At 42.0% G+C, this 16,123-nt stretch carries 14 protein-coding genes; 8 read left to right on the top strand and 6 right to left on the bottom strand.

Annotation, left to right across the window (positions count from 1 at the left end):
* Window positions 1-120: 120 nt before the first annotated feature.
* The 4 genes from V7K36_RS19955 to V7K36_RS19940 all read right to left on the bottom strand — a co-directional run bounded on the left by V7K36_RS19955 (window position 121) and on the right by V7K36_RS19940 (window position 3,532).
* Window positions 121-279 (bottom strand): hypothetical protein, encoded by a 159-nt coding sequence (locus tag V7K36_RS19955; RefSeq protein WP_334968125.1) that lies wholly within the window; start codon window positions 277-279, stop codon window positions 121-123.
* Window positions 280-486: 207 nt separating this feature from the next.
* Complete coding sequence (locus tag V7K36_RS19950) at window positions 487-1,551, bottom strand: HlyD family secretion protein (protein ID WP_335118543.1); 1,065 nt, start codon at window positions 1,549-1,551, stop codon at window positions 487-489.
* Between the two features lie 731 nt (window positions 1,552-2,282).
* Entirely contained in the window at window positions 2,283-2,801 is a 519-nt protein-coding gene (locus V7K36_RS19945; RefSeq protein WP_335118541.1) for a hypothetical protein, read from the bottom strand.
* A gap of 590 nt (window positions 2,802-3,391) precedes the next feature.
* The gene (locus tag V7K36_RS19940) at window positions 3,392-3,532 is read right to left on the bottom strand and encodes a cadherin repeat domain-containing protein (RefSeq protein ID WP_335118539.1); all 141 of its coding nucleotides are present in this window, start codon (window positions 3,530-3,532) and stop codon (window positions 3,392-3,394) included.
* An 8-nt stretch (window positions 3,533-3,540) separates the two neighbouring features.
* On the opposite strand from V7K36_RS19940, the gene V7K36_RS19935 reads away from it, so the two are divergent.
* The 5 genes from V7K36_RS19935 to V7K36_RS34200 all read left to right on the top strand — a co-directional run bounded on the left by V7K36_RS19935 (window position 3,541) and on the right by V7K36_RS34200 (window position 9,401).
* Window positions 3,541-3,678: a hypothetical protein gene (locus V7K36_RS19935; protein ID WP_335118537.1), complete on the top strand. Its 138-nt coding sequence runs from the start codon at window positions 3,541-3,543 to the stop codon at window positions 3,676-3,678.
* Between the two features lie 223 nt (window positions 3,679-3,901).
* The gene (locus tag V7K36_RS19930; RefSeq protein ID WP_335118535.1) at window positions 3,902-4,645 is read left to right on the top strand and encodes a peptidoglycan-binding domain-containing protein; all 744 of its coding nucleotides are present in this window, start codon (window positions 3,902-3,904) and stop codon (window positions 4,643-4,645) included.
* Window positions 4,646-4,779: 134 nt separating this feature from the next.
* On the top strand, window positions 4,780-5,967 hold the full coding sequence (locus V7K36_RS19925; protein ID WP_334942964.1) for a TRC40/GET3/ArsA family transport-energizing ATPase: 1,188 nt from the start codon (window positions 4,780-4,782) through the stop codon (window positions 5,965-5,967).
* 255 nt (window positions 5,968-6,222) lie between these two features.
* Window positions 6,223-9,000: a GAF domain-containing protein gene (locus V7K36_RS19920; RefSeq protein ID WP_335118533.1), complete on the top strand. Its 2,778-nt coding sequence runs from the start codon at window positions 6,223-6,225 to the stop codon at window positions 8,998-9,000.
* Window positions 9,001-9,176: 176 nt separating this feature from the next.
* Complete coding sequence (locus V7K36_RS34200; RefSeq protein ID WP_442948491.1) at window positions 9,177-9,401, top strand: DUF6888 family protein; 225 nt, start codon at window positions 9,177-9,179, stop codon at window positions 9,399-9,401.
* Between the two features lie 441 nt (window positions 9,402-9,842).
* On the opposite strand, the gene dnaN is transcribed toward V7K36_RS34200, so the two are convergent.
* Both dnaN and V7K36_RS19910 read right to left on the bottom strand, forming a co-directional pair.
* Entirely contained in the window at window positions 9,843-11,006 is a 1,164-nt protein-coding gene (gene dnaN / locus V7K36_RS19915; protein WP_335118531.1) for a DNA polymerase III subunit beta, read from the bottom strand.
* A 243-nt stretch (window positions 11,007-11,249) separates the two neighbouring features.
* Window positions 11,250-13,700 carry an ATP-binding protein gene (locus V7K36_RS19910; RefSeq protein ID WP_335118759.1) on the bottom strand — a complete coding sequence of 817 codons (2,451 nt, stop codon included), beginning with the start codon at window positions 13,698-13,700 and terminating at the stop codon, window positions 11,250-11,252.
* Window positions 13,701-14,308: 608 nt separating this feature from the next.
* On the opposite strand from V7K36_RS19910, the gene V7K36_RS19905 reads away from it, so the two are divergent.
* The 3 genes from V7K36_RS19905 to V7K36_RS19895 all read left to right on the top strand — a co-directional run bounded on the left by V7K36_RS19905 (window position 14,309) and on the right by V7K36_RS19895 (window position 15,736).
* Window positions 14,309-14,770: a hypothetical protein gene (locus V7K36_RS19905; RefSeq protein ID WP_335118529.1), complete on the top strand. Its 462-nt coding sequence runs from the start codon at window positions 14,309-14,311 to the stop codon at window positions 14,768-14,770.
* Between the two features lie 304 nt (window positions 14,771-15,074).
* Window positions 15,075-15,371, top strand: coding sequence for a DUF433 domain-containing protein (locus V7K36_RS19900; RefSeq protein ID WP_335118527.1), 297 nt, complete (start codon window positions 15,075-15,077; stop codon window positions 15,369-15,371).
* On the top strand, window positions 15,368-15,736 hold the full coding sequence (locus tag V7K36_RS19895; protein ID WP_335118525.1) for a DUF5615 family PIN-like protein: 369 nt from the start codon (window positions 15,368-15,370) through the stop codon (window positions 15,734-15,736). The genes V7K36_RS19900 and V7K36_RS19895 overlap by 4 nt, the downstream gene beginning before the upstream one ends.
* Window positions 15,737-16,123 lie beyond the last annotated feature (387 nt).

Here is a 16,123-nt window from a genome sequence, read left to right as displayed (position 1 = left end):
TACCAGACGCGCAAAGGACATGACAGTTCTTCGGTTCCTCGTCACAGACTTGGTTTTCTTCTGAAAATATTGCAGATTGACGCCATAATTTCTGCCACAATTGCATAAAAAATATGCAGTCTAAGTTGAAACTATAGAAGTAATGGCGGGTTGATCCAATAGAAAAGCGATCGCAGTTCCGTATGAGCGATCGCCATGATTAATCCCTAACCACAGGGATTGATTATGACAATTATATTTGTCGCAATACTTTAACGATTGCAGTGCTAGCCCCCTCATCCCAACACTCTTAATACAAAAAAGTAGATAATTGCTCTACTTAGCCACAAGTAAACAATCACCTCGGTAAATAAATGTTTTTACGTTTTCACTCGCAAATGCAAACTACAACGAGTATGTTACCAGTTTCACTTGACTTTTGACTTTTGACTTTTGACTTTTGATTTCCCCGTTCGCGTAGCGTCTCCTAGAGTTGGGGCTGACCATTTATTTAGTTTCAACTTTTACAATTGCTGACATTCCCGGATTAAATCGGGATTCATAACCTTGAATACTTGACCCATCAAATACAATCTTGACGGGAATTTGATGTAGTAAATTATTAGAAGCTGAATTACTCGTAAGATTATCTTCTGACATAAAGGCGATACTATCTACCTTGCCTTGAAACTGCCGATTAGCAAAGGCTGAGACTGTAATTTTCACCTTTTGCCCTGGCTGTATCTTTTCTAACTGCTTTTCTGGAAAATAGGCAATAATCCAAGGACGTGGCTGCATTATTGATAAGAGAGTTTGCCCTGGAAGCACCTGCTGTCCTACTTGGACGTTTTTATTCCCAATTAGTCCACCAACAGTAGTTGCAATGTTAGTGTAATTTAACTCCATTTCCGCTTTTTTTACCTCTATTTGCTTTTGAGTAAAAGTAGCCAACGCTATCTTATATTGTTGCTCATTTAGCTTCTTTTGCTGATTGAGGATTTGTGCTTGTAAAGTTCTTTTTTTAATTAAAGCTCGTTGTTCTACCTGAGCATTTTTGTTCTTGGGATCTGGTTGTAATTCAGGAATATCAATAACAATTTTGGAAATTTTTTCCCGTGCCAATGCTGCTTGCTGTTTAGCTAATTCTAGAGATGTTTTTGCCTGTGCTAGAGATAATTGATAGTTGCTTTTATCAAGTTTGACTAACACCATGCCCGGAGATACCATTTGATTATCATTAAATGTAATTTCAGTGACTATTCCTGATACACGAGTAGTCACAGGGTTGATCTCTGCGGTGACATGAGCATTATCTGTTTGTAAATATCTTTGCCTGTATTGCCATTCATGGTAAGCATAATTTCCTACATAAGTTGCAACTACACTCAACAATACTGCCGATCCCGTAAGCAGTAGCAGATACCGTACCCAAGAAGATGATAATTTTTTGTTGAGAGCGTTGTTCGATTCAGTAGAAGTCTCAGTTGCTTCCTGTTGCGACAACACAGGAGTTTTTTGTTCTGATAATGTTGTAACTTTTTGGGACTGTTGTAAAAAATTTAAGCGTTTCATCAGTGTTCTTGATGTCAACAAAATTTTCCGAAAAGATTGGCACTACTTAACTAGTCCACTTACAGAATACGGCAAATATTACTTGAGTGCATAGTTAGTCTCAAATATAGCAGTCCTAAATCATATATGAATGCTTCTCTTTCTTTTCTTCTCAACTTTTGAAGAGGCTGCGCCAACGAGACGCAACTCTTGAAGACGCTGCGCGTTCGCGTTGGCGTCAGCCTCTTGCAGAGAAGGCGCTCTTCTCTAACGAGAGGCTCCGCCTCAAGACTTGCGGCAAAGCCGCAATTGATTTGCATTTCCAGCCAGAGGCTGGAAACGAGGTTTTAAAAGGGTTTGGGCTTAAGTTGACACCAATGAGCAATGCTGTGCCCCTACCGTGTGGTCTATTTACCTGAAAATAGCTGTAAGGTTAGAAGTAGCATCACTTGGCTTGCTTAAACAGCCATCGCTTCACCCGCATTTCTCACAAGTCGCACGATGTCTGCGACGGGCTATGACGCTCGTTCGCCTTTGGGGTCTCCCCTTCTGTATGAGACGCTGCGCGAAGGGAGAAGACTCGCTAACGCTTCTCTATAAGACGCTACGCGAACGCTATCAGCGTCGCTTTCTTCATAACCTTTACCCAAACTATCTTTTGGACATTTCTGACGACTAAAAATTTGCAGCCAGTGTGAAACTCTTGAATCTAGATTTTATAAGGCTTTGAGAAATCTTGTGAGAAATCCTGGCTAATCAGTTCCACCCCAAGTCCAGGCAGGATTGCCATTCTTTAAACTGTTTTTTAGCACGACTAAGGGATAATCATTAGGATCAAAGCTGCCTGCCAAATCCAAGATTAAGTAAACCTTGCCTTTAACAAAGTGCATCCGTAAATAATTAACGTGTCCAGAGTAGTCTTGTCCATCAACCTTAGTCATTCCAGCAGATGCAAAGCATAAGGCATATTTCGGCTTGAGTGTGCCAACCCATGTAACGCTAAAGCTATTACTGGCTTTAACAGAGATGCTACTAGCGTAGGCACTCAGATTAACAGAGCCATCTGTTGCAAAACTGCCTTCTTGATAAGGATGGGGTTTTTCAGTGACAATCACTTTATCTGGACAGCTTTGTTTTTGCTCGTTTTCACTATAAACTTTTAACTCAATGTTTTGTGAGTTATTTTGTGCTTGGATGCGCCAGTTGGACAACAGAGGCAGTAAAGCAATACTGATGCCTAAAATCAGAGGTCTAAATGAAAGAATACTCATATCCGAATAAATATTGAATTTGACATGGTAATACTTTTTATCAAAAATATATAGTGTTAGATTTTACCAATTAATCTGCAAGATTTAGGATAGTGTAATTACTGTCTTTCTATCGAGGGTAAAAACATAGCCCTATGGGATTATATTTATTTTACTCTCATAACCTATTTGTCAACTGCTGATCTAACCATGCCTGATCACAGACTTACCTTTTACCTTTATAGGACTTACGCAAAAATCGCCAAAAAGCTTAATTTATCGAACCGCCTTTCTTTCTCTACGAGAGGCTGCGCCAACGGAACGCTACGCGAACGCGCAGCGTCTCGTAGAGAAGAATCGTAGAGTGTGCCTAAGTCCTACTTTATATAGGGAAGGCGATCGCATGAGTCAATGGCAACAATGTTGTAGGTGTAAAGACTAGCTGAGTTGGCTGTAGATATAGGTGTGCTAAGGAAGCTGGGAGCTTCATTGACGTTAGTTACAGCGATCGCCAATACTTGAAGATAACTTAAGCCATTAGCATCAGTACTGGTAATAGGAATAGAGTGCTGAGTCCTACTTTAAAAATTAAGTAACGTACCATCAGCTACTTATAGTTGATTGCCAACGATGCGGAAGCGTCCACTAGCGTTATCTTCTAAAGTATAAGTATAGGTATCAGCAGCATCTGGGTCAGTAGTACTAAATTGACCAATGACTGTTCCAGTAGAACTGTTTTCTGCAACTGTCAAAAGCTGCTTTGAACTCAACTATACGACTAGCATCAATGACAGTTCTGGTAATTGTGGGGTCAAAGGTAATGCGATCGCACAAGTACGGAGAGCGGTTGCAAACTGGTGTCAAGGAAACATTGCGTAGTATCATCATCAATAGTTGAGAAGAAGCGATCGCCCACCAAGACTTAAAACCATCTTTCTTTTTCCCGGTGTGTAGTCGCCTACGCCGAACGTCTCAAAGAGTTGCAGCTTGTCGTCACACATCGCTTAACTTTTGGAACGCCTTGCAAACAAGATATGTTAAATTTGTTTATTTATACGCACGTAGTTTTTGTAAAACAAGATACATTAAATGCTAGTTTAGTAGCAAAGGAACCAAAAAAAATGGCCATTAGTAGCCCTGAAGTCATCCGTCATATATTGATCGGGCTGGGATATTTAGCTCCTGAGATTGATCCTAAACCGGATCTCACAAAATTTGCTCCCTGGAAGCGGAATAACAACTCCTTGACAGATGATCCTACTGAAGAAGCAATTAAAAAGTTTCAGAAACAGTACTCACAAAAACTTGTGGTTAATGGTAACGCTGACTCTGAGACTCGAACTGTAATGGAAGATACAGTCAAAGGACTTCAGAATAGATTGAAGTTTCACGGTTTTGCAACCAATGCCGAAATTCCTCAAGACTTGCCTCTTTATGGACCAGCCACTTATACAGCAGTCAAGAAATTTCAGAAATCTCAGGGTTTAACTCAAAATGGCATTGCCACTACTGAACAGCGTCAAATTCTACAACAATCGAGTCTAACAGATAAGCCGCAGCCTCAGCCACAGACCCAACTCAAGCTGATAGATTTGTGCTTGCAATTCAAAAAGAATCCTCAAAATCCTTCTTACATCGCAGCCCTAAATAACTTACAACAAAATCTACCCCAGGACGTTTTACACAAAGTTACTAACAAATGGAGGGGGACAAATGATCAAAATCCTGAGCTTGTCAAGCTGACAAATGTCTTCACTTATTATGATGATAACAATCAAAACCATCGTGATGCACTAACTCACTTACAAAGTCAGATGACCCCAGCCATCTCTCAAGCATTTTTAAGTCTCTGGAATAAAAAGTAAACTCATTAGTGTCAACTTAACGGTTATATTGAGAATATTGTTCACGCCTAGACGTGGTGAAAGAGCATTTATTTTCGTTAAACAGTCGATAATGTAAATAAATGTAAAAATCATCAGGCAGGACAGAAGCATTTATGCGTGTAATTTTAATGACTGGGAAAGGCGGAGTGGGCAAAACTTCCGTTGCGGCTGCAACTGGACTCCGTTGTGCGGAACTAGGCTATCAGACATTGGTTTTAAGTACAGATCCTGCTCACTCCCTAGCAGACAGCTTTGACATGGAACTGGGACATGCACCCCAAAAAATTCGCCCAAATCTGTGGGGTGCTGAGCTGGATGCGCTGCAAGAACTAGAGGGAAACTGGGGTGCTGTGAAACGTTATATTACTCAAGTTTTACAGGCCAGGGGTTTAGACGGCGTACAGGCAGAAGAATTGGCAATTTTACCAGGAATGGATGAGATTTTTGGCTTGGTAAGGATGAAACGCCATTACGATGAAGGTGAGTTTGATGTCTTAATTATCGACTCAGCCCCCACCGGGACTGCACTGCGCTTGCTGAGTTTACCTGAAGTTGGTGGTTGGTATATGCGCCGTTTTTACAAACCATTTCAAAACATCTCCGTAGCACTTCGGCCTCTGGTTGAACCTTTTTTTAGACCTATTGCCGGTTTTTCGCTACCTGACAAAGAGGTGATGGATGCACCTTATGAGTTTTATGAACAAATTGAAGCTCTGGAAAAAGTATTAACAGACAATACTCAAACCTCAGTGCGTCTGGTAACAAATCCCGAAAAGATGGTGATTAAAGAGTCTTTACGTGCCCATGCTTATCTGAGTTTGTATAATGTTGCAACAGATTTAATAGTGGCTAATCGGATTATTCCTAGCGTTGTCCAAGACCCATTTTTCCAACGTTGGAAGGAAAGTCAGGAGCAATATCGCCAGGAAATTCATGATAATTTTCATCCTCTACCTGTCAAAGAAGTTCCCCTATTTTCTGAGGAAATGTGCGGATTGGCTGCATTAGAACGCCTGAAGGAAACCCTCTATAAAGATGAAGATCCGACTCAGGTTTATTATAAAGAAACGACTATGAGGATTGTACAAGAGGAGAACCAATACAGCTTAGAACTTTACTTACCTGGGATTCCTAAAAACCAAATTCAACTGAGTAAGAATGGAGATGAATTAAACATTACTATTGGCAACCACCGTCGTAACTTAGTTTTACCGCAAGCCTTAGCAGCACTACAACCAGGAGGGGCAAAGATGGAAGATGACTATCTTAAAATCCGCTTTGGTGACAATATAAGAGTTTAAGTTTGTTGCTAGGGCAATGTTCCACAAAAACTTAAAACTAAAAAGCAAAAATCTTTTATTTTAGCTAGTACAGACGCAATTTTTTAGCGTCTGTTTTTGTGATGTTTTGGTAAAGCTTGATAAAAGGTAAATAAAGATTTTTAGTAATGATTTGTCCGTGTTTTTACTGAAGACAAATTGATTAAAAAACAACCAAAATAGCTTTAGATTTAATTATGTTAGTTTGCAAATTATTAATTTATTTTACTGTAAGCGATGACCTCGAACCCTGAACAAGATTTGTCCTTATGTCGCCATGAAGAAAGTTTACTACGCCGCATAACAAACCGTATCCGACGAAGCTTAGAGTTAGAAGAAATTATCACTGTGACAACGGCAGAAGTGCGATCGCTATTAAAAACTGACCGAGTGATGATTTACAAATTTCATGCCGATGGCAGTGGTGAAGTGATTGCTGAGTCAATTTACGAAAATCGGTTGCCATCGCTACTGGGGCTGAATTTTCCTGCTGAGGATATTCCACTCACCGCCCGTGAATTATTTATTAAATCACGGGTGCGTTCTGTTGTGAATGTTGATACTCAAGAAATTGGTCAAATTCACCTGCGTGATTTGGATAATGGAGAAACTATATCAGAGGAGATCCGTTACCGCTCTGTAGACTTATGCCATGTTGAATATTTGACGGCAATGGGGGTAAAGTCCTCTGTAATAGCGCCTATTCTCTATCAAAATCAACTCTGGGGACTACTGGTGTCTCATAATTCCCAAGCGCGTTTGATTTCAGAATATGAACTAGAAGCATTACAGATGGTAGTGGATCAACTGTCAATAGCGATCGCTCAAAGTACCCTTCTGACTCAAGTCCGCAAAACAGCCGAACGTGAAGCGATCGTTAACCGCGTTGCTACCCTATTACATTCATTACCGACAATTGTATTACAACCAGCCCTAGAAGCGGTTGTTGCTGCCTTTAATGGTGTTGGTGGCAGGCTTTGCATTAGAAATGCAGCTTTTGATTCCGACAATAGCAACGTCACCAGTTTAACAGAATGCTTAATACCAGGAAATAATTGTCTCAAGCTTTATATCTGTGGACAGCAACCTGTGCTGCCACAACAAACTATATATCCACTGATCGAGCAGTATAGTGTTTGGCAGGAACACTACAAGTCCAGTAACTACGATGTTTGGGCGATTTTAGATATATATAAAACCTCTAGTTTGCGAACTTTGCAAGTTGCTTTTCAACCAACTAAAATTCGCAGTATGTTGATTATCCCACTCCAGTATCGTCAGAAGTTGCTGGGCTACTTAAGTATTTTCCGTGACGAAATAGATACAGAGACTCTCTGGGCGGGGCAGTATGACAGCGATCAAAGGCAACTGTACCCCCGTTTATCCTTTGAGGTTTGGCGCGAATCTAAAAAAGCACAAGCTCAAAAATGGACGGTTGAAGAGATTGAACTGGCTAGAGAACTGGGTAAACACTTTGGTTCAGCAGTTCAGCAGTATGAACTATACCAACAAGTACAAGCCTTCAATGAAAATTTAGAAAAACAAGTTAAAAGACGCACAGTTGAGTTACAACGAACATCTGAACAAGAACAGGCTGTGTTTAAAGTTATTACCGAGATTCGGGAATCTCTTGACACAGCTACTATTTTTCAAACCACTACTAAAGAGGTTTGTCAATTAATCAAAGCCGATCGCGTTTCTGTTTATCGTTTCGATTCTGATTGGGGTGGTCAATTTGTCGGGGATTTCGAGGCTGCTAGTCCACACTGGTCGAATGAGTCCGAACTAGGTATTAATACAATTTGGAATGACACCTATTTACAAGATACAGAGGGAGGACGCTACCGCAACAATGAAACATTTGCAGCCGATGACATCTACAAGATGGGGTTTGCTCAGTGTCATATCGACAATCTAGAGCAGTTTCAAATTTACGCTTTTGTGCTTGCTCCGATTTTTGTTGGACAAAAACTTTGGGGTTTGTTGGCAACTTATCAACACACTGGATCTCGGCAATGGAAAGCCTCTGAAGTTAACTTTCTCAGTCAGATTGCAGGCCAAATGGGGGTTGCAGTCCAACAGGCCCAATTGCATAATCAGTCCAAGGAGCAGACAGAAAAGCTGGCTGAAGCTTTGGATGATTTAAAGCAAACTCAAACCCAACTGATTCAAACTGAGAAAATGTCCTCACTGGGTCAACTGGTAGCTGGTGTTGCCCACGAAATTAATAACCCGGTGAACTTCATTTATGGCAACATCAATCATGTCAACGATTACGCCGAAGATTTACTGAGTATACTAGACCTCTATTTGCAAAATACCCCCAACCCCAGCCCTGAAATTAGCGATCGCATATTCGAGATCGACTTAGAATTTCTCAAAGAAGATTTGCCCAAAACTCTATCTTCCATGAAAGTTGGGGTTGATCGCATTCGGCAGATTGTCTTGAGTTTACGGAATTTCTCTCGCCTTGACGAAGCGGAAATGAAGCCAGTAGATATTCACCAGGGCATTGATAGCACCTTGTTAATTTTGCAGTATCGCTTGAAAGCAAAACCGAAAAGCCCGGATATTAAATTAGTCAAAGAGTACGGCGACCTTCCTTTAGTAGAGTGCTATGCCGGACCACTCAATCAGGTATTTATGAATGTTTTAAGCAATGCGATCGATGCTCTAGAAGATTACAGCGAATCTCAATCAAATCCTCATAGCAGTCAAATTACCATCAGTACTGCTCTTGGAGAGATGGAAGGCAATGTCAAGAGTGTAGTAATTCGCATTGCAGACAATGGACCAGGAATACCCGAAGCTCTGAAGGCAAGAATCTGCGACCCATTTTTCACTACTAAGGCAGTGGGAAAAGGCACTGGCTTGGGGTTGTCAATTAGTTATCAGATTATCGTAGATAAACACGGTGGTGTGTTTAAATGTGATTCAGAGCCAGGGTTAGGTACAGAATTTTGGATTGAAATTCCGATTAAACAAATCACTAAATCGCACCATCAACTTCCGTAGGTTGGGCAGCCACTGCCACGGGTTAAGAGGCTTGATGCGAGTGGCGTTTGACGCACAAAAGCCATTAGTTAATGCGAGCAATTTATGGGAATTTGATTATTGTGGAGAAAAATATTGCAACAATTATAATGAGAAGCCCACTTTATCCCACTTCAGAGTAGAACGAAACGTGTTTTATCCTTTGTCAAAATGTTACAAGTCTATTGTTGCCGATTTTTATAGTCCGAATCGATGAACGCACTGGTAATATTTACATTCAGCTACGATGTACACACAAGTCTTTGATGAGGCAATTTACGGTTTATCGAATAGCCCAAAGAAACATCACCCTGGTTTTGCTTGTGCAAAACCTGTCCCTCTCCTTAGTAAGGAGAGGGATTAAAGTCAGGACAGCAGGGTGAGGTTTTTCTTTTGTTTTGGGTAATTCGATGACTTGTGTGTACACCGTAGCCTTTTTCAGGAGGGATAGGGAGGATCAAATCTTAACCCCAGCGTATTGGGTAATAAAGCATTTGTTGGGTTTATAGTTGCTAACAATATAGACAAATATCCAGATTATTAGTTTAGAAGTTTTACCTTCATGACTGAACTACACAGCCTCTATCCTATCTACAAATGTATTAAGGACTGCTTTTGACCATTCCTGATTTGATTACCTCGCTAATTTAGTTTAAGTTTTTTTCTAGACTATAGGTTAACTACTGAGAGATTATAGGCTTATGCCAAACGCCAACTAGAGAGGATTTTCACCTGACTAAATTAGGTCATCGGCTCTGGGAATTTATCTATATATTACCATGATTGACCATGAAATCAGCAAAGTGTTTTCAATACGATTCTTTTTAACTTCTAAGTTGCACAGGCATAGCTAAATAGGTCATTTTCAAACCACCCAGTGGTGTAAAAATCACTGGAGTCAGGCTTTGATTTAAATGCATTTGAATTTCGGAAGATGGCAATTCTTTCAAGCCTTCCATTAAATATTTAATGTTAAAGGCAATCTCAATGTTTTCCCCAGAAATCTGTGCTGGCATTGACTCTCTACCACTTCCCACGTCTTGAGCTTCACAAGATAAGGTAATTTCTTGAGCTTCGCTATCAATACTGAGTTTAACAATATTATTTTTCTGATCGGCTAGTACAGCAATTCGCTCCAAAGTGCTGACAAATTGTCGCCGTTCAATTGTCACTTGTCGCTCAAATTGGCGCGGAATTAGTTGTCGATAAGCAGGATATTGCCCTTCTAATGTGCGACTAGTCAAGCGTTGATTTTGCCATGCAAACACAACTTGACCTTGATCGAAATATAAAGCTACAGGTTCATCTGATGAGGCGCTATGAGCTAGCATTCGTTGGAGTTCGCGTAATGCTCTAGCTGGTACTGTCACTTCTAGTTCACTAGTTCCGCCTAAAGGACGCTCGTTGCTAGTTTCTACCACTGCTAGGCGATGTCCATCAGTAGCTGCAAATTCTAGGGTATCTTGTTTAACTGTTAAATGCACGCCAGTTAATACTTGCTTGGTTTCATCTGCACTAGTAGCAAATAATGAACCGCGTAAGCCTTCAATTAATGAGGCGGTGGTGAGATAGATTACTTCCGTATTTTCAATTATAGGTAGTTCGGGAAATTCTCCAGGCTCCATTGCTCGTACTTGGTAATGCCCACTCTTGGGTGTGAGTGTGACAATTAAACCTTCTCCACCGGATGTTGCACCTGTGAGGGCTGATTCATCATCTAGAGTAATTTCGCCTTCTGGAAGACGAGAGGTGATGTCTACAAGTAATTTAGCAGGAAGTGCGATCGCACCTCCTTGCCATACCTCTGCGTTAAAGCTGGTGCGGATTCCCAAGCTGAGATCAAAGGCTGTTAAGCTTACTTGGTTAGTTTCAGCATCCGCTTGGAGCAGCACATTGGCGAGTACCGGATGAGTTGGTCGTGAAGGGACAGCACGACTTACGAGTGAGAGGTTTGTACTGAGATCGCTTTGGGAGCAAACTAATTTCATAAGTCAATGGGAGTTCGACGGGTTGAAAAAGGTGCAAAAAAACTGAGACTGGAATAAGAAGAAAAATTCAAGGGTGTCTTAGCTATGTCCACAATTGTATCTCGCCTCGATGTTTGCAGTTCGCTACAGCTAGTACAGCACGGCGTAAATAAACCTACCATTCAAAATCGTGCAAGAGCAAGGAATATAATTCTTTTGACTTTTGACTTTTGACTTTTGACTTTTGACTTCCGCCTTGCGGTACTAGGCAGTTACGATCGGAATCTGAATCACGAACTCAGTTCCTTGCCCGATCGTAGAAAAACACTTGAGATGACCACCATGTTTTGCCGTGATGATTTGATAACTGATGGACATACCCATACCGGTTCCTTTGCCCACAGGCTTGGTTGTAAAGAACGGCTCGAAGATGCGTTGTTGAATCTGTTCGGAAATACCGCCTCCGTTGTCAGTGATCGCAATTTCTACCCACTCAGCCTCTATCCGTGAGGTGCGAATAGTAATCTGCCCCGGATTAGTTTGGAGTTGTGCATATGTTTTTCCGATGCCTTTTTCTTCGAGCGCATCGATCGCATTTGCCAGGATATTCATCACCACCTGGTTGAGTTGTCCAGGGTAACACTCAACGTAGGGTAGGAGGCTGTAGTCCTTAGTGACCTTGATCTCCGGGAAATCGGTTCTGGCTTTTAGGCGATGTCCCAAAATCAAGAGGGTGCTATCAATCCCTTCGTGAATATCAACGGCTTTCAAGTCAGCTTCATCGAGGCGGGAGAAGTTGCGTAATGACAGCACGATCTGACAAATGCGATCAGTGCCGATTTGCATCGAATCCAGGGTTTGCGGTAGGTCTTTCTGCAAAAATTCTAAATCGATGTTGTCCACCATAGCTTGAATATCAGGGGCAGTGTTAGGGTAGTGCTGCTGATAGAGTTCAATCAGATCCATCAGATTGTGCGTGTACTCCTGCAAATGGGTCAGATTGCCGTAGATGAAATTAAGGGGGTTATTGATTTCATGGGCGACCCCTGCCACTAATTGCCCTAAACTTGACATTTTTTCTGCCTGCACGAGTTGCGTTTGGGACTGTTGCAAATCCAGCAGTGTGCGTTCGACCTGTTCTCGGGCTTCAGTAATGGCGGCAATTTGGGGCAGACTTGTCCAACAGGCGATCGCCACTCCCACGAAGGCAATCGTCACGAACAAAATGCTAAACAACGCCATATGTTGCCCCATATTCACATGATCTAAAGCCGCCTTCACCCACCAGCCAATACTCATCGCACTGCACACTAAGCCAATTAAGATCATCACCTGAAATGCCAACCAATCTGTTTTGTCGGTATGTGTTTGCTGGTGATACCGTTGCATCCATCCATCGGGATGGAATAGGGAGACGTTTAGGCGCGGTAATCGAGTGCCTGCCATGCTTACCAGCCCAGGCAGGAGCAATCCAATAGCTAAGTCTTGCCAGCCCCATGCCAACCCACCTACTACTAAAACAGCCGCTTCAATGCCAAAGAAACCCAGCGACCACCAGGGGTATTGGGCTTCTGGTCGCCGCCGACTGACCCACTCACCTAAGTGAATTGCCATCATCGAAGTCAGGTAGCCGGTGCCCGTCACCATCACAATCCGTGCCACATTGCCCCACCCCAAGCAAATTAGACTCAGCCCGAGGGTAAAAATTAAACTGGGTTTGAGCACTCCCTGGCGAGACAGTACGGCAAATACGGGCGGTAAGTAGCCATCTTTGGCTAACTGATACAAAATCCGGGGACAGTTAGAAACAGCGGTTGCAGAGCTGAGGAGACACCCTGACGTAATTAGAAAAGTGACAAGGGCGGGGGCGAATGCGCCCCAGAATGGTTGGGTTGCTGCCACTAGATTGAGATAGGGGCTATCCCCTAATCCGGGGGCTGTGGCTAACCGCATTAAAACCCATGATCCACCGAGATAGACGATTGGAATCAATCCAGCAGTCACCTGCAAGCACCGTAAGGTAACGCTGGGTTGGCGGCTATCTGCCACAAATGAAGATGCCGTCTCGCAACCATAAACCGCATAGACGGCGATAAAGAACCATTTCATCCAATCGATCAGGGAAATGCCTGCTCCCAGATCGGGCAACACCCCAGGGCTAGTGGGGGCAAAACTCAACCAAACAATGCCTTGGAGACAAAAGGTCAGAAGAAACCCGATCGCCGGAAATACAAAGAAAGAGTGCAAAATGCCTAGCGTGCGAGTTCCACTAAAGGCAACGATGAAGGGCAGAACTGTAAACCCGATTCTGAGTAGGGTCTCTGGACAGGTAATGCCCAGTGGAGTTAGATTCGTCTTGATTAAATCGGTCAGAATAATCGCATTCATGGGCGGAACAGAGACCCAGCCGAGCAGGTAGCCGATCGCCCCATAGCGAGCCAAGTTTGGTAATCGGTGGAGCAAGCGGGTCATATAGTTGGGGGTGCCTCCAGCCACCTCTGGGAAATAGGTTCCTAACCGCTTAACTTGCAGGTTGAGCAGCATACCAATGATGGTTCCAGGCAACCACACCCAGAGCGCCTGTGGGCCTAGTGCGGCATGCATAGCAGGAGCTGTCCCTAACCATAAAAGCAAACCGCTAAATCCGAACCCCCAAGTTTCTTGTGAAGTGAGACTCTGGGACAGGGGAGACATTGAAACCGATTGCTGACTCATAATTAGCGCCGGAAAATAGGGAAAATAAAGCATTCAGAAGGCAGTTACGATAAAACAAGTTTCACCGAGACTGCCTTTCTTTATAAGCTCAGTTTTCCCTAAAATTCACCGTTTGCTTCATCTGCAATTGCAAGAATTAAGTAGTCGGCACGATAAAAGCCATATATATGTTGGTAGTTCTAAGAAAATTTAAACGTTTGCAGCTAATATTGCTTCATTTATAAGAAACGCTTAAGAATTTCTGACAAATCTATAAGCAGTTGCTGGAAATACTTAATACTTTGCAACAAAGTCTCTTTCATATATAAGAAACACTTAAGAATTTCTGACAAATCTATAAGCAGTTGCTGGAAATACTTAATACTTTGCAACAAAGTCTCTTTTATGTATAAGAAACACTTAAATCATTGCAGCAATTATTGTAATGAACTTATAAATCTATTAGCTACTTGAAACATCAAAAAAGTCTAAGTGAAATTAACTAAACTTTTTGAGATGCGATGTCTACGACGGGCTACGCCTACGCAACTGATTTGTTATATTTTCCCATGACAATCAAAGATATTTTGTATAAAATAGTACTATAAACCTAGTAGCAGAGATGCATTATGGCACCTCGAAAAAGAAATTCCAGCGTTTTAGAACGAGGCGATCGCCGAATTGAAAGTTTACAATCTATCAGTGTAGAACTTGACTTTGGCGTTCGCGCAGCGTCTCGTAGAGAGGGACTGACTATACAAGCTTACACCGTGACAATTAACGATCTACGGTCTAAGCTTGCTGCCTACAACACTGCTTTATCTACCATTGACAAACTCACAGATGACGTGAAGAACGCAGAACAGGCTGTAATCGCAATATCAGAAAAAATGTTACTAGGAGTTGCCAGCCGTTACGGTAAAACCAGCCAGGAATACGAGATGGCGGGTGGTGCGCGACGAGGTAATACCAAAAAGAAACGAGGTACACTAGGCAATTCCAAACTCACTAATCTTTTAACAATTGATTTTGTTCAGCTTTCTTCTGTAAATGGATCTATGAATGGGGCATCGCCTGCGATCGTAAGTTAGCTAAAATCCAATAGGATAGGACTTATATCATGTCCGGTAAATTACTTGTGATTCCTGCCTGACCTCTCCCCCAGCCCCTCCCCTAGTAGGGCAGGGGAGCCTATAGCTAAAGCTACAGGCGGGGTGAGGTTCTTTTATTATGAGCAATTCAGCGGACATGATATTACGCATTGACAGGAAAGACCAAATATGGATTATTTGAAAAACCATCAACTTCAAAGCGTTAGCGAACCTCACCGAAGGTATCGTCACAATCTCCTAAATGAGACTAAAATAGATAGTAAAATAACAGTTATTATCAACTATGTCAACTACTATTATTGATATTGGGACTCTCATTACCCGCAACCCTGGAATTCATGGGGGCTGTCCGATTATTGCTGGAACTGGTGTGACAGTGCGACGAATTGCCATCTGGTATAAGCAAGGTTTGAGAGCAGAAGAGATTGCTGTACGAATTGGGCATTTAAGCATTGCACAAGTTTATGCGGCATTAACTTACTATCATATAAATCGAGAAGAAATTGATAATGATATTGCTGAAGAAGAAGCAGAAGCTGACCGGATAGAATCATTACATAGAGCAAGCAGACAGTCGTGAGTCGAATTCGTTTGTATATGGATGAGGATTCTGGTGATACTGCATTGGTGTTAGCTCTGAAAAATCGGCATATAGATGTGATCACGACTCTAAATGTTAACAGATTGAGCTTTCCTGATGAAGAACAATTAATCTGGGCAAGGTCGCAAGGTCGCGTTTTGTATAGTTCTAATATTCGAGATTTTTATAGTTTACACACAGCTTTCTTGACTCAAGAACAACCTCACTCAGGAATGATTTTAGTACAGCAGCAACTTTACTCAATCGGAGAACTGATGCGTGGTATTTTGAGATTAGTTACAGCTAAGTCAGCAGAGTCAATGGAAAACCAAGTAGAGTTTCTTAGCACTTGGATAGGGGAATAAACGTAATATCATAGCCAATTACTCACAATCTCTGTATGCTTTGAATAGTCAGCGCGATCGCACTTTCAATTTTGCTAACTTACCCTTAATACCCATTGAACCCCACCCCGCCAAAGCTGCGCTTATCCTCTTCTCTATGGTGTTGAAAATTGTACGTGTACACATAAGTCTAAAACTCCACCTGAAACTTGGTTTCGTTGCCCTAACCTTTAAATTCTAAGGAGAAGTGGAGTTTCAAGTCACCTAAAATTGTGGTATTTATGGGGCTAGAACTATACGGACAATACTAGTGTGTACACCGTAGCCTTACCAAGGAGAGGGATTAAAGTCAGGAATTTGTGTTCAATGGGATATGATATTAGGCAAGTTTACCTTGTGGAAAACTTG

This window comes from Nostoc sp., from assembly GCF_036919555.1.
Taxonomy (GTDB): Bacteria; Cyanobacteriota; Cyanobacteriia; order Cyanobacteriales; family Nostocaceae; genus Nostoc.
Note: the sequence above shows the minus strand (reverse complement) of the source record. Positions and strands in the feature narration are given on the sequence as shown.

Coding starts and splice junctions, on each gene's coding strand:
- V7K36_RS19900 (WP_335118527.1), top strand. CDS start 15,075: ATGTCAACTACTATTATTGATATTGGGACTCTCATTACCCGCAACCCT.
- V7K36_RS19950 (WP_335118543.1), bottom strand. CDS start 1,551: ATGAAACGCTTAAATTTTTTACAACAGTCCCAAAAAGTTACAACATTA.
- V7K36_RS19930 (WP_335118535.1), top strand. CDS start 3,902: ATGGCCATTAGTAGCCCTGAAGTCATCCGTCATATATTGATCGGGCTG.
- V7K36_RS19955 (WP_334968125.1), bottom strand. CDS start 279: ATGAGGGGGCTAGCACTGCAATCGTTAAAGTATTGCGACAAATATAAT.
- V7K36_RS19925 (WP_334942964.1), top strand. CDS start 4,780: ATGCGTGTAATTTTAATGACTGGGAAAGGCGGAGTGGGCAAAACTTCC.
- V7K36_RS19945 (WP_335118541.1), bottom strand. CDS start 2,801: ATGAGTATTCTTTCATTTAGACCTCTGATTTTAGGCATCAGTATTGCT.
- V7K36_RS19905 (WP_335118529.1), top strand. CDS start 14,309: ATGGCACCTCGAAAAAGAAATTCCAGCGTTTTAGAACGAGGCGATCGC.
- dnaN (WP_335118531.1), bottom strand. CDS start 11,006: ATGAAATTAGTTTGCTCCCAAAGCGATCTCAGTACAAACCTCTCACTC.
- V7K36_RS19920 (WP_335118533.1), top strand. CDS start 6,223: ATGACCTCGAACCCTGAACAAGATTTGTCCTTATGTCGCCATGAAGAA.
- V7K36_RS19910 (WP_335118759.1), bottom strand. CDS start 13,700: ATGAGTCAGCAATCGGTTTCAATGTCTCCCCTGTCCCAGAGTCTCACT.